General features: G+C 42.5%; 16 protein-coding genes and 1 pseudogene. 15 read left to right on the forward strand and 2 right to left on the reverse strand.

Going from position 1 to position 13,388, the window contains the following annotated elements; genetic code table 11:
- The first annotated feature begins 4 nt into the window (after window positions 1-4).
- The 12 genes from treC (at window position 5) to SK637_RS10045 (ending at window position 8,150) form a co-directional block, all read left to right on the forward strand.
- Window positions 5-1,630 carry an alpha,alpha-phosphotrehalase gene (treC, locus tag SK637_RS01705; RefSeq protein ID WP_033688130.1) on the forward strand — a complete coding sequence of 542 codons (1,626 nt, stop codon included), beginning with the start codon at window positions 5-7 and terminating at the stop codon, window positions 1,628-1,630.
- A gap of 141 nt (window positions 1,631-1,771) precedes the next feature.
- Window positions 1,772-2,020 carry a YneF family protein gene (locus tag SK637_RS01710; RefSeq protein ID WP_000364990.1) on the forward strand — a complete coding sequence of 83 codons (249 nt, stop codon included), beginning with the start codon at window positions 1,772-1,774 and terminating at the stop codon, window positions 2,018-2,020.
- 204 nt (window positions 2,021-2,224) lie between these two features.
- Window positions 2,225-3,019, forward strand: coding sequence for a glutamate racemase (gene racE / locus SK637_RS01715; RefSeq protein WP_000370376.1), 795 nt, complete (start codon window positions 2,225-2,227; stop codon window positions 3,017-3,019).
- The gene (locus SK637_RS01720) at window positions 3,016-3,987 is read left to right on the forward strand and encodes a nucleoside-triphosphate diphosphatase (RefSeq protein ID WP_033688131.1); all 972 of its coding nucleotides are present in this window, start codon (window positions 3,016-3,018) and stop codon (window positions 3,985-3,987) included. The genes racE and SK637_RS01720 overlap by 4 nt, the downstream gene beginning before the upstream one ends.
- The gene (locus tag SK637_RS01725; protein WP_033688132.1) at window positions 3,963-4,484 is read left to right on the forward strand and encodes a metallophosphoesterase; all 522 of its coding nucleotides are present in this window, start codon (window positions 3,963-3,965) and stop codon (window positions 4,482-4,484) included. The genes SK637_RS01720 and SK637_RS01725 overlap by 25 nt, the downstream gene beginning before the upstream one ends.
- Entirely contained in the window at window positions 4,481-4,942 is a 462-nt protein-coding gene (gene cbpB / locus SK637_RS01730; protein WP_000560716.1) for a cyclic-di-AMP-binding protein CbpB, read from the forward strand. The genes SK637_RS01725 and cbpB overlap by 4 nt, the downstream gene beginning before the upstream one ends.
- Window positions 4,939-5,673, forward strand: a complete 735-nt coding sequence (gene xerD / locus SK637_RS01735) for a site-specific tyrosine recombinase XerD (RefSeq protein ID WP_284698239.1) — start codon at window positions 4,939-4,941, stop codon at window positions 5,671-5,673. The genes cbpB and xerD overlap by 4 nt, the downstream gene beginning before the upstream one ends.
- Window positions 5,673-6,401, forward strand: coding sequence for a segregation/condensation protein A (locus SK637_RS01740; RefSeq protein WP_033688134.1), 729 nt, complete (start codon window positions 5,673-5,675; stop codon window positions 6,399-6,401). The genes xerD and SK637_RS01740 overlap by 1 nt, the downstream gene beginning before the upstream one ends.
- 18 nt (window positions 6,402-6,419) lie before the next feature.
- A complete protein-coding gene (gene scpB, locus SK637_RS01745) occupies window positions 6,420-6,989 on the forward strand; it encodes an SMC-Scp complex subunit ScpB (RefSeq protein ID WP_000105301.1) in 570 nt (189 codons plus the stop codon).
- Window positions 6,976-7,698, forward strand: a complete 723-nt coding sequence (locus SK637_RS01750) for a pseudouridine synthase (RefSeq protein WP_033688135.1) — start codon at window positions 6,976-6,978, stop codon at window positions 7,696-7,698. Before scpB ends, SK637_RS01750 begins: the two co-directional genes overlap by 14 nt.
- Window positions 7,698-7,934: a membrane protein insertion efficiency factor YidD gene (gene yidD / locus SK637_RS01755; RefSeq protein WP_012972444.1), complete on the forward strand. Its 237-nt coding sequence runs from the start codon at window positions 7,698-7,700 to the stop codon at window positions 7,932-7,934. Before SK637_RS01750 ends, yidD begins: the two co-directional genes overlap by 1 nt.
- A 6-nt stretch (window positions 7,935-7,940) precedes the next feature.
- Window positions 7,941-8,150, forward strand: coding sequence for a hypothetical protein (locus tag SK637_RS10045; RefSeq protein WP_033688136.1), 210 nt, complete (start codon window positions 7,941-7,943; stop codon window positions 8,148-8,150).
- Between the two features lie 77 nt (window positions 8,151-8,227).
- On the opposite strand, the gene galE is transcribed toward SK637_RS10045, so the two are convergent.
- Entirely contained in the window at window positions 8,228-9,226 is a 999-nt protein-coding gene (gene galE / locus SK637_RS01770) for a UDP-glucose 4-epimerase GalE (RefSeq protein WP_033688137.1), read from the reverse strand.
- Window positions 9,227-9,520: 294 nt separating this feature from the next.
- On the opposite strand from galE, the gene pepA reads away from it, so the two are divergent.
- On the forward strand, window positions 9,521-10,585 hold the full coding sequence (gene pepA / locus SK637_RS01780) for a glutamyl aminopeptidase (RefSeq protein ID WP_033688138.1): 1,065 nt from the start codon (window positions 9,521-9,523) through the stop codon (window positions 10,583-10,585).
- A 19-nt stretch (window positions 10,586-10,604) separates the two neighbouring features.
- Window positions 10,605-10,901: a bacteriocin immunity family protein gene (locus SK637_RS01785; RefSeq protein ID WP_033688139.1), complete on the forward strand. Its 297-nt coding sequence runs from the start codon at window positions 10,605-10,607 to the stop codon at window positions 10,899-10,901.
- 201 nt (window positions 10,902-11,102) lie between these two features.
- Here the strand turns inward: SK637_RS01785 and SK637_RS01790 are convergent, their stop codons facing one another.
- Window positions 11,103-12,734, reverse strand: coding sequence for a Na/Pi cotransporter family protein (locus tag SK637_RS01790; protein ID WP_033688140.1), 1,632 nt, complete (start codon window positions 12,732-12,734; stop codon window positions 11,103-11,105).
- Between the two features lie 303 nt (window positions 12,735-13,037).
- On the opposite strand from SK637_RS01790, the pseudogene SK637_RS10320 reads away from it, so the two are divergent.
- Window positions 13,038-13,100 (forward strand): annotated as a pseudogene (locus SK637_RS10320) (YSIRK-type signal peptide-containing protein); the annotation flags it as partial.
- Window positions 13,101-13,388 lie beyond the last annotated feature (288 nt).

Raw genomic sequence — 13,388 nt, forward strand, 5'->3', positions numbered from 1 at the left:
ATAGATGACACTTGATAAAAGAAAAGTAGTCTATCAAATCTATCCAAAATCTTACAAAGACACCACTGGCAATGGTATTGGGGACTTACGTGGAATTATCGAAAAAATCCCCTATCTAGCCAAATTGGGCGTGGATATGGTCTGGCTCAATCCATTCTATCCAAGCCCTCAACGGGATAATGGTTACGACATTTCAGATTATATGGCTGTTGATCCTCTTTTTGGTGATATGGCTGATTTTGAAGAAATGGTGCGTGTCGGTAAAGAGCACAAGATTGACTTTATGCTGGACATGGTGCTCAATCATTGTTCGACAGAGCATGAATGGTTTCAGAAAGCCCTAGCTGGTGACAAGTATTATCAAGACTTTTTCTTCGTCCAAGACCAACCAACAGACTGGCAGTCTAAGTTTGGTGGCTCTGCATGGGCGCCCTTTGGGAATACAGGGAAATACTACCTTCACCTCTTTGATGAGACCCAGGCTGACCTTAACTGGCGCAATCCCAATGTTCGTAAGGAGCTTTTCAAGGTTGTTAATTTCTGGCGCGACAAGGGTGTCAAAGGTTTCCGATTTGATGTGATCAATTTGATTGGCAAGGACGAGGTCTTAGTGAATTGTCCTGAAAATGAAGGAAAGCCAGCTTATACAGACAAGCCTATCGTTCATGACTATTTGTGTATGATGAATCAAGCCACTTTTGGATCAGACGATAGCTTTATGACAGTTGGGGAAATGTCTTCTACCACCATGGAAAACTGTGTCCTCTATTCGTCGCCTGACCGTCAGGAATTATCCATGACCTTTAATTTTCATCACCTCAAGGTGGACTACAAGGATGGGCAAAAATGGACCTTAGCTCCCTTTGATTTTGAAGAATTGAAAAGTCTTTACCATAGTTGGGGCAAGGAGATGAGTAATAAAGGCGGTTGGAGCGCTCTCTTCTGGAACAATCATGACCAACCCCGTGCCTTGAACCGTTTTGTCGATGTTGAGAACTTCCGTAATGAAGGAGCCACCATGTTAGCGGCCAGTATTCACCTGTCACGTGGGACACCTTATATCTATATGGGTGAGGAAATCGGGATGATTGACCCAGACTATGATTCTATGGCTGATTATGTAGATGTCGAATCGCTCAATGCCTATCAGATGCTCTTAGAAGAAGGGAAGAGTCAGGAAGAAGCCTTCCAGATTATTCAAGCTAAGTCGCGTGATAATTCACGAATTCCCATGCAGTGGGATTCTTCGGAAAATGCAGGATTTACAGTAGGGACGCCTTGGCTCAAGGCAGGAAAATCCTACCCTCATATCAATGTAGAAAATGAAATCCAAGGTCCGATTTTCACCTTCTACCAAGACTTGATTCGACTTCGTAAAGAAATGCCTATCATCTCAGAAGGAAGTTACAAACCAGCTTTTGAAGACAGTCAGCAAGTCTACGCTTTTGAACGCCAGTATGAGGATCAAAAGTTACTAGTGCTCAATAATTTTTATGCCACAGAACTGGAAATCGACTTATCAGTAGCCTACCAAAATGGACGAATTTTGATTTCAAACTATGAAGATGCAGAAGTGTCTGAAAAAATTCTACTCAAACCCTATCAAACACTAGCTATTTATGTAAATTAAACTCAGTAAGGAGCCCTCTTTTGCAGAAAAGCAGGGTTCTTTTTGCTGTTTATTCCATCCCTGAAAGCGTAAAACAAACTAGTCAGGGTGGCTAGTTTGTGGTATAATGAAAGAGACTCAAAAAGAAACAGGAGAAAAATGATGGATTTACTTTTAGCAATTGTATTGATTGTGCTAGCTTTTCTAGGAGGAGCTCTTGGAGGAATGTACTTGGTTCGTAAGCAAATCGAAAAAGAATTTGCTGATAACCCACGTTTGAATGCTGAAGCAGTTCGTACTCTTTTGAGTGCAAATGGTCAAAAACCAAGCGAAGCTAAGGTACAACAAGTTTACCACCAAATCATCCGCCAACAAAAAGCAGCCCTTGCTAACAATAAAAAGAAAAAATAAATAAGGAAAAGTCTGGGATGAAAGTTCCAGACTTCTCACTATGTTGGCTAAGGGTTTAGGGATGAGACTTTTTCCTTGCATTCTATTGATATTTGATTATGATTAAGAGAGATAGTTGTTGATTAGGCTGTCATTAATTCAGTTCATAAGGAACGGTAATCATAATGAACTATCAATCAGAAAAAAGACTAGAAAGAAGACTGTATGGATAATCGACCAATTGGTTTTTTGGATTCGGGTGTCGGGGGCTTGACCGTTGTGCGCGAGCTCATGCGCCAGCTTCCCCATGAAGAAATCGTCTATATTGGAGATTCGGCGCGGGCGCCCTATGGTCCCCGTCCTGCTGAGCAAATTCGTGAATATACTTGGCAGTTGGTCAACTTTCTCTTGACCAAGGATGTCAAGATGATTGTTATTGCTTGTAACACTGCGACTGCGGTCGTCTGGGAAGAAATCAAGGCTCAACTAGACATTCCCGTCCTAGGTGTGATTTTGCCAGGAGCTTCGGCAGCTATCAAGTCCAGCCAAGGTGGGAAAATCGGAGTGATTGGAACGCCCATGACGGTCCAATCAGACATCTACCGTCAGAAAATCCATGATTTGGATCCCGACTTACAGGTGGAGAGCTTGGCCTGTCCCAAGTTTGCTCCCTTGGTGGAGTCGGGTGCCCTGTCAACCAGTGTCACCAAGAAAGTGGTCTATGAAACCCTACGTCCCTTGGTTGGAAAGGTAGATAGCCTGATTTTGGGTTGTACCCATTATCCGCTTCTCAGACCTATTATTCAAAATGTTATGGGGCCCAAGGTTCAACTTATCGATAGTGGGGCAGAGTGCGTACGGGACATTTCAGTCTTACTTAATTATTTTGAAATCAATCGTGGCCGCGATGCTGGACCACTCCATCACCGTTTTTACACAACAGCCAGCAGCCAAAGTTTTGCACAAATTGGTGAAGAATGGCTGGAAAAAGAGATTCATGTGGAGCATGTAGAATTATGACAAATAAAATTTATGAATACAAGGATGACCAGGACTGGTATGTCGGGTCCTATAGTATTTTTGGTGGCGTCCGGACGTTAACTGATGAAGACTTGGATTTTCCTCTATTGGAGTTTGCCCAAAGATTTCGAGATGAGGATCGAGGTTTTCCTGTTTCTGTGATTGTTTTACGCTATGGTTCTCGCTACCGTTTATTGTCCTTTGTGGTAGAGATACTAAACCAAGAAGCAGGTCGCAATCTAGAAGTCATCCAACGTCAAGGGGCTCTGCTCTTGGTTGAAAATGGGCAACTCTTGTATGTGGAATTGCCCAAAGAAGGGGTCAATGTTCATGATTTCTTTGAGACAAACAAGGTTAGAGAAACCTTGTTGATTGCGACTCGTAACGAGGGCAAGACCAAGGAATTTCGAGCTATCTTTGACAAGCTAGGCTACGATGTGGAAAATCTCAATGACTATCCTGACCTACCTGAAGTAGCAGAAACAGGCATGACCTTTGAAGAAAATGCCCGCCTCAAGGCAGAAACCATTTCTCAATTAACGGGCAAGATGGTTTTGGCAGATGATTCTGGACTGAAAGTCGATGTCCTAGGCGGCTTGCCAGGTGTCTGGTCAGCTCGTTTCGCAGGTGTGGGAGCTACTGATCGTGAAAACAATGCTAAACTCTTGCACGAATTGGCCATGGTCTTTGAACTCAAGGACCGCTCGGCTCAATTCCATACAACCCTAGTCGTAGCCAGTCCAAACAAGGAAAGTTTGGTTGTTGAAGCTGACTGGCCTGGCTACATTAACTTTGAACCTAAGGGTGAAAATGGCTTTGGCTATGACCCTCTCTTCCTTGTGGGAGAGACAGGTAAGTCCTCAGCTGAATTAACCCTTGAAGAAAAAAATAGTCAATCTCACCGTGCCTTAGCCGTTAAGAAACTTTTGGAGGTATTTCCATCATGGCAAAGCAAACCATCATTGTAATGAGCGATTCCCATGGCGATAGCTTGATTGTGGAAGAAATCCGTGATCGCTATGTAGGCAAAGTTGATGCCGTTTTTCATAACGGCGATTCTGAACTGCGTCCGGATTCTCCCCTTTGGGAAGGCATCCGTGTTGTTAAAGGGAATATGGACTTCTATGCAGGTTACCCAGAACGTTTGGTGACTGAGCTTGGTTCGACCAAGATTATCCAAACCCATGGTCACTTGTTTGACATTAATTTCAACTTTCAAAAGTTGGACTACTGGGCTCAGGAAGAAGAGGCCGATATCTGCCTCTATGGTCACTTGCATGTGCCAAGTACTTGGATGGAAGGCAAGACCCTCTTTCTAAATCCAGGTTCTATCAGTCAACCACGAGGTACCGTCAGAGAATGTCTCTATGCTCGTGTGGAGATTGATGAAAGTTATTTCAAAGTGGACTTTTTGACACGAGACCATGAGGTGTATCCGGGCTTATCCAAGGAGTTTAGCCGATGATTGCCAAGGAGTTTGAGACTTTCTTGTTGGGGCAGGAGGAAACTTTTTTGACTCCTGCTGAAAATCTAGCCGTGTTGATTGATACCCACAATGCGGATCATGCGACCCTCTTGCTCAGTCAGATGACCTATACCCGTGTTCCTGTTGTAACAGATGAAAAACAGTTTGTTGGGACGATTGGGCTCAGAGATATTATGGCTTATCAGATGGAGCATGACCTGAGTCAAGAAATCATGGCAGATACGGATATCGTTCATATGACCAAAACGGACGTAGCGGTTGTTTCGCCTGATTTTACTATTACGGAGGTCTTGCACAAGTTGGTAGATGAGTCCTTCTTGCCGGTTGTGGATGCGTCTGGGATTTTTCAAGGAATTATCACGCGCAAGTCTATCCTCAAGGCAGTCAATGCCCTCTTGCATGACTTTAGTAAGGAATATGAGATTCGATGCAAATGAGAGATAGGATTTCAGCCTTTTTAGAAGAAAAGCAGGGCTTATCTGCCAATTCCAAGCAGTCCTATAAGTATGATTTGGAGCAATTTTTAGACATTGTAGGCGAGCGGATTTCTGAGACCAGTCTCAAGATTTACCAAGCCCAGCTAGCCAATCTAAAAATCAGCGCCCAGAAGCGAAAGATTTCGGCCTGTAACCAATTTCTCTACTTTCTATATCAAAAAGGAGAAGTGGACAGCTTTTATCGCTTGGAATTAGCTAAACAAGCTGAAAAGAAGACCGAAAAGCCAGAACTGTTAGACCTAGACTCTTTTTGGCAAGAAAGTGATTATTCAGAGGGTCGCTTGCTAGCGCTCTTAATCCTAGAAACGGGGCTCTTACCGAGTGAGATTTTAGCTCTAAAAGTTGCGGATATCAATCTGGACTTTCAAGTGTTGCGAATCCAGAAGGCTTCCCAACAGAGGATTGTCACCATTCCCACGAGCTTGCTTTCAGAGCTAGAACCCTTGATGGGCCAGACCTATCTCTTTGAAAGGGGAGGGAAAGCCTATTCTCGTCAGTGGGCCTTTCGCCAGCTAGAGTCCTTTGTCAAGGAGAAAGGTTTTCCAGCCTTATCAGCCCAAGCCTTGCGGGAACAGTTCATTCTAAGACAAATTGAAAAGAAGGTCGATTTGTACGAAATTGCAAAAAAACTAGGATTAAAAACAGTCCTGACTTTAGAAAAATATAGATAATGGATATTAAACTAAAAGATTTTGAAGGGCCTCTGGACTTGCTCTTGCACCTGGTTTCTAAGTACCAGATGGATATCTACGATGTGCCTATTACGGAAGTTATCGAACAGTATCTAGCCTATGTCTCAACCTTGCAGGCTATGCGTCTGGAAGTGACGGGTGAGTACATGGTCATGGCCAGTCAGCTCATGCTGATCAAGAGTCGTAAGCTTCTTCCAAAGGTAGCGGAAGTGACCGATTTGGAGGATGACCTGGAGCAGGACCTTCTCTCCCAAATCGAAGAATACCGCAAGTTCAAGCTCTTGGGGGAGCATTTGGAAGCCAAGCACCAAGATCGGGCCCAGTACTATTCCAAAGCACCGACAGAGTTGATTTACGAAGATGCGGAGCTTGTGCATGATAGGACTACCATTGACCTATTTTTGGCTTTTTCAAATATCCTAGCCAAGAAAAAAGAGGAGTTTACACAAAATCACACGACTATCTTGCGGGATGAGTATAAGATTGAGGACATGATGGTCATCGTGAAAGAGTCCTTGACTGGACGAGATCAATTGCGCTTGCAGGATTTGTTCAAGGAAGCCCAGAATGTCCAAGAGGTCATTACCCTCTTTTTGGCAACCCTAGAGTTAATCAAAACCCAGGAGCTGATTCTCGTGCAAGAGGAGAGTTTCGGAGATATCTATCTCATGGAAAAGAAAGAAGAAAGTCAAGTGGCCCAAAGCTAGACTTGATAGAGAGGAAAGATGAGTACTTTAGCAAAAATAGAAGCGCTCTTGTTTGTAGCGGGTGAAGATGGGATTAGAGTCCGCCAGTTAGCTGAACTCCTCTCTCTGCCACCGACAGGCATCCAACAGAGTTTAGAAAAATTAGCCCAGAAGTATGAAAAGGACCCAGATTCCAGTTTGGCTCTGATTGAGACAGGGGGCGCTTATAGATTGGTGACCAAACCTCAATTTGCAGCGGTTTTGAAGGAATACTCTAAGGCACCTATCAATCAGAGTTTATCTCGGGCTGCCCTTGAAACCTTGTCCATTATTGCCTACAAGCAGCCCATTACTCGAATAGAAATTGATGCCATCCGTGGGGTCAACTCGAGTGGGGCTTTGGCAAAGTTGCAGGCTTTTGACCTAATCAAAGAAGACGGAAAAAAAGAAGTGTTGGGGCGTCCCAACCTCTATGTGACTACGGATTATTTTCTAGATTATATGGGAATTAACCATTTGGAAGAATTGCCAGTGATTGATGAGCTTGAAATTCAAGCCCAAGAAAGCCAATTATTTGGTGAAAGGATAGAAGAAGATGAGAATCAATAAGTATATTGCCCACGCAGGTGTGGCCAGTAGGAGAAAAGCAGAAGAGCTGATCAAGCAAGGATTGGTGACGGTCAATGGCCAAGTGGTACGTGAACTAGCAACGACCATCAAGTCAGGCGACAAGGTTGAAGTTGAAGGCCAACCTATCTACAACGAAGAAAAGGTCTATTATCTGCTTAACAAACCACGCGGTGTCATTTCCAGTGTGACAGATGACAAGGGCCGCAAGACGGTTGTCGACCTCTTGCCCAACGTGAAAGAGCGTATCTACCCTGTAGGTCGTTTGGACTGGGATACATCAGGAGTCTTGATTTTGACAAATGACGGGGATTTTACGGATGAAATGATTCATCCTCGTAATGAGATTGACAAGGTTTATTTCGCGCGTGTTAAAGGTGTGGCCAATAAGGACAATCTCCGCCCCTTGACCCGTGGACTTGAGATTGATGGTAAGAAAACCAAGCCGGCTGTCTATGAGATTCTCAAAGTGGATCCAGTCAAAAACCGCTCTGTGGTGCAGTTGACTATCCATGAAGGGCGTAACCACCAGGTTAAAAAGATGTTTGAAGCTGTTGGTCTCCAAGTGGACAAGTTGTCACGGACCCGTTTTGGACATCTAGACTTGACAGGACTCCGTCCAGGAGAATCCCGTCGTCTTAATAAAAAAGAAATCAGCCAACTACACACCATGGCTGTAACCAAGAAATAATGAAACGAATTTTAATAGCGCCTGTGCGCTTTTACCAACGGTTTATCTCACCAGCCTTTCCACCCTCTTGTCGCTTTGAGCCTACTTGTTCCAACTATATGATTGAGGCTATTGAAAAACATGGCTTCAAGGGTGTTTTGATGGGCTTGGCTCGGATTTTACGTTGCCATCCCTGGTCGAAAACAGGTAAGGATCCTGTGCCAGATCATTTTTCTTTAAAGAGAAATTCAAAATAATACTCAATGAAAATCAAAGAACAAACTAGGAAACTAGTCGCAGGCTGCTTAAAACAGTGTTTTGAGGTTGTGGATAGAACTGACGAAGTCAGCTCAAAACATGGTTTTGAGGTTGTGGATAGAACTGACGAAGTCAGTAACCATACCTACGGTAAGGCGACGTTGACGTGGTTTGAAGAGATTTTTGAAGAGTATAAATTGGATTCTAATGTATAAAAGACAGATAGATGATACTTGGTATTTATCAAGTGCCATCTATCTGTGTTTTTATTTATGATTGATGTTGCTGCTATTTATTCTAAAATGTTTTTACCTTCTTTAACACGCCAATGATAATCCGATAAAATAATATCTTCAAGAGAGTAGCTAGCCTTCCAATCAAGATATTTTTTAGCTTTTGAGGCGTCTGCTAGGACGCTGGCTGGATCACCTGCACGGCGAGCAACAATTTCGTGTGGTATTTTTTGATTCAGTAATTCTTCGGCAGTTTTAAAGATTTCTTTGACGGTATAGCCTTTTTCAGTCCCTAAGTTAAAGATTTGAGAAGAACTGTCTTCTTGAAAGAGGTAGTTCATTCCTTTAACATGAGCCTGTGCAAGGTCCAAGACATGAATGTAATCTCGAATACATGAACCATCACGTGTATCGTAGTCATCTCCAAATATTTTGAGGCTATCATTTTGTCCCAATGCGGTCTTGTTGATATTGGGAATAATATGAGTTGGATTTTTCACGCGCAGACCGTTTGAAGCATCCATTTCAGCCCCAGCTACATTAAAGTAACGGAAAATAACATATTTCCAGTCGTAGCGATTGGCCATCCAGTAAATCATTCGTTCGCCCATCAGTTTTGTTTCTGCATAAGGGTTGACAGGGTCGAGCAGGGTATCTTCAGTTGCAGGCTTGTCAATACAGTTATTGCCATAGAGGGAAGCAGTCGAAGAGAACATGATTTTTTGAATACCAACTTCAGACAAGACTTTGAGAACTTGGTTCATACCAGCAACATTGGCAGTGAAGTATTTACTTGGATTTTCAATACTTTCGCTCACAACAATTTCACCTGCACAATGAAGAACAGCATCAATCTTATTTTCTTCTAAGTAAGCTTTTAGGGCACTAGCATCATAAACATCCAGTTGTTTAAAGCTAGCACGACTATCTACAGCTGAACGATTTCCTGTAGAGAGATTATCTAGAACATGTACCTGATAGCCAGCATTTAAAAGAGCTTTAACGGTATGGGAGCCAATATAGCCAGCTCCACCTGTAACAAGAATTGTTTTGGTCATGATTTTTTCCTTTTTCTAGTTTTGTACTATTTTAAAGAAATAAGAAGGCAAAGTCAACTATTTTCTGTAAATTTCATAAAAAAATTGAACAAATATAGTATTGAATTGTTTTTTGTTTGGAAATTAATAGTTTGGGTGGTCTTGGAACAGTTCTTAGATTTCACCTCACATGCAAGAAAATACAAGCTTTTTCTAAGATAGAGCAAGACTAAGATACTAATTTAGAAATCCACCTTCCCGCTATCCTTCTCCTATAAAAAGTGGTAAAATGGATGAAAGAAAGAAGGAACTGAAATGACAACATTATTTTTAAAAATCAAAGAAGTAACAGAACTTGCTGCGATCTCAGGTCATGAAGCACCTGTCCGTGCTTATCTTCGTGAAAAGTTGACACCGCACGTGGATGAAGTGGTGACAGATGGCTTGGGTGGTATTTTTGGTATCAAACATTCAGAAGCTACGGATGCACCGCGCGTCTTGGTTGCTTCTCACATGGATGAAGTTGGTTTTATGGTCAGCGAAATCAAGCCAGATGGTACCTTCCGTGTCGTAGAAATCGGTGGTTGGAATCCTATGGTGGTCAGCAGCCAACGTTTCAAACTCTTGACTCGTGACGGTCGTGAAATCCCTGTAATCTCAGGCTCTGTCCCTCCACATTTGACTCGTGGAAAGGGTGGGCCAACCATGCCAGCTATTGCAGATATCGTCTTTGATGGCGGTTTTGCGGACAAGGCTGAGGCAGAAAGTTTTGGCATCCGTCCTGGCGATACCATTGTACCAGATAGTTCTGCAATCTTAACAGCTAATGAAAAAAATATCATCTCAAAAGCTTGGGATAACCGCTACGGTGTGCTCATGGTTAGTGAGTTAGCAGAAGCTCTGTCAGGTCAAAAACTTGGCAATGAACTCTATCTTGGCTCTAACGTCCAAGAAGAAGTTGGTCTTCGTGGTGCTCATACTTCCACAACTAAGTTTGACCCAGAAGTTTTCCTAGCGGTTGACTGCTCACCTGCTGGTGATGTTTATGGCGGTCAAGGCAAGATTGGAGATGGAACCTTGATTCGTTTCTACGACCCAGGTCACTTGCTTCTCCCAGGGATGAAGGATTTCCTTTTGACAACGGCTGAAGAAGCTGGTATCAAGTACCAATACTACTGTGGCAAAGGCGGAACAGACGCTGGCGCAGCCCATCTGAAAAATGGTGGTGTCCCATCTACAACAATCGGTGTTTGCGCTCGTTATATCCATTCTCATCAAACCCTCTACGCTATGGATGACTTCATAGAAGCTCAAGCTTTCTTACAAGCTTTGGTGAAGAAATTGGATCGTTCAACGGTTGACTTGATTAAAAATTATTAAACTTAAGGAGGTGGTAGGGATGGTAGAATCAAACCTAGAAAGCCTTGTAAAAGATCTTTACAATCATGCTCGACATGATTTGAGTGAAGATTTAGTTGCTGCTCTCCTAGAGACTGCTAAAAAACTACCTACTACAAATGAGCAATTGCTGGCAGTTCGTCTCTCGGGTCTAGTCAATCGTGAATTGCTCCTAAATCCCAAACATCCAGCACCTGAATTGATAAACTTGGCTCGTTTTATCAAAAGAGAAGAAACCAAGTACAGAGGAACCGCAGCTTCTGCGCTTATGTACGGGGAGCTCTTTAAAATGCTTTGATTCCATTGTGAATCAAAGCATTTTTCTATATGTTAGAAAAGCAATTCTTGGTGAGGAGAAGAAAAAGCCATCCCATTTATACTCTTCGAAAATCTCTTCAAACCACGTCAATGTCGCCTTGCCGTACTCAAGTACAGCCTGTGGCTAGTTTCCTAGTTTGTGCTTTGATTTTCATTGAGTATTAGGATAGCTTCTTGGATATTAGATTTGTTCTGCGATGACCTTTTCAGCTAGATTCATAGCGTGGTCTGACACACGAGTGTAGTGAGAAATGATGTCGATAAAGTTGACCCCAGCTTGCGTTGAACATTCCCCCTTGTTAAGGCGTTTGATGTGGGTCTTTCTGAGAACACGTTCCATATTGTTGATTTCTTTATGGCGTTCAATCAGACTTTGAGCTTTTTCGATATCATTGTTTTCCACGCTATCAAGGGCATCCTTGATAAAGCCAGTAGTTTTTTGATAAATATCAGCCAATTCCTGCAAAGCAGCTTCAGAGAACTCGACATTTTTACGTTGAAGGTAGTCAGTCAGATTGATTAGGGCTTCTGCATGATCCCCAATCCGTTCCAAATCACGGGATGAATCAAGGATGTTGGTGAGCACTTCACTTTCTTTCTGGCTAAGGGCTTCACTTGAAAGAGTAATCAGGTAACGAGTCAATTTTTCATCAATGGTATTGATGGCTTCTTCTGTCTTGTGTCCTTTTTCAGCAACTTTTTCATTAAGGTCAATGATGTAGTTATAAGAAAGGTCAAAGGCTTTAGAAGCATAATTTCCTAAGTGAAGGAGTTCTTTCTTCGCATTTCCGAGAGCGATTGATGGAGCTTGCTTAATCAAGTGTTCATCAAGGTAAAGCGGCTCGTACTTGACAACTTCATCTTCACCAGGGATGAGCTTGGTTACAAAGTAGGCCAAGGCTCCGATGAATGGAAATTGTACAATGGTGTTACTTACGTTAAAGGCACCGTGCGAGAAGGCTATAGTCATCTCAGGTGAGAGGTGAAGGAGTACTTGGAAGTACTCAATCATAGCAGTGAAGGGGCCTAATAAAATTAAGCAAAGAATGGTCCCTAAAACGTTAAAGGTAACGTGGGTTGCAGCAACACGTTTCGCAGAGACATTGGCTCCAGCTGCCGCGATGATAACTGTTAGGGTTGTCCCAATATTATCCCCGAAGAGAACTGGTAGAGAACCTTTAAGGTCAAGGAATCCACCTGCATAGAGACCTTGCAAAATCCCGATTGTCGCAGAAGAAGCTTGGATGAGAACGGTAATCACTGCACCGGCAAAAACTCCTAACACAGGATTTTGTCCCAAGGTTACCATATATTCCTTGAATTGTGGTAAATCTTTAAGAGGACTCATACCGGCACTGATGAGGTTGAGGGCGTAGAAGATTCCCCCTACACCAAACAGGATGCGCCCGATATTGTTTGCTGTTCTGTTTTTTGTAAAGAAGAGGAACATGGTTCCAAGGAAAATCAAGGGTAAAGCATACTCACCAAGCTTGAAACCGATGATAAAGGAAGTAACTGTGGTTCCGATGTTGGCTCCCATGATAATTCCGATAGCCTGTCTAAGAGTGAGAAGACTAGCGCTGACCAGTCCAACCGTGATAACTGTAACCCCTGTACTTGACTGAATCAGGGCAGTCACGACAATTCCGACTAGAACACCTAGAAAGGGATTGCTGGTGTACTTGTCAATGTAAAAACGAAGGCGATCTCCAGCAGCTTGTTGCAAACCGTCTCCCATGGTCTTGATACTATATAAGAATAATCCTAGACCACCTAAAAAGTGAAATAAAATTTCCTGCCAATTAATGGACATTTCTTTTTCCTCCGAAAAATAATAACGGAATTTCTCCTATTCTATTTTAAAGGATAAAAGTAAATCTAACAAGTGTTAAGCTAAGATTTTAGAAAGAAAATTCGTTAGAATAGGCCTTAATTATATTAATTTTACCAATTTCTAACCTAGATATAGGTATTTCCTTTTATATATTGACATTTAAAAGAAATATTTTAAAATGAGGGAGGAATTATCTTGGTCCCTGTGATTGGGATAAAAATTTTATAAAGAAAGTTAAGCGCTTTCTTTTATGCAACAAAATCAATCTTTTAGGAGGAAAAAATGAAGAATCCATTTTTTGAAAAACGTTGTCGTTACAGTATTCGTAAGTTATCAGTAGGAGCCTGCTCGCTGATGATTGGGGCTGTTTTATTTGCTGGTCCAGCCTTGGCTGAAGAAACTGCAGTTCCTGAAAATAGCGGAGCTAATACAGAGCTTGTTTCAGGAGAGAGTGAGCATTCGACTAATGAAGCTGACAAGCAGCATGAAGGAGAACATGCTAGAGAAAACAAGTTAGAAAAGGCAGAAGGAGTAACGACAGCATCTGAAACTGCTTCGCCAGCAAGCAATGAAGTTGCAACTACTGAAACTGCAGAGGCAGTAAGCGTAGCTAAACCAGAGGAAAAACCAAGT

The sequence above is a fragment of the Streptococcus mitis genome (assembly GCF_000722765.2).
GTDB classification, from domain to species: Bacteria; Bacillota; Bacilli; order Lactobacillales; family Streptococcaceae; genus Streptococcus; species Streptococcus mitis_AQ.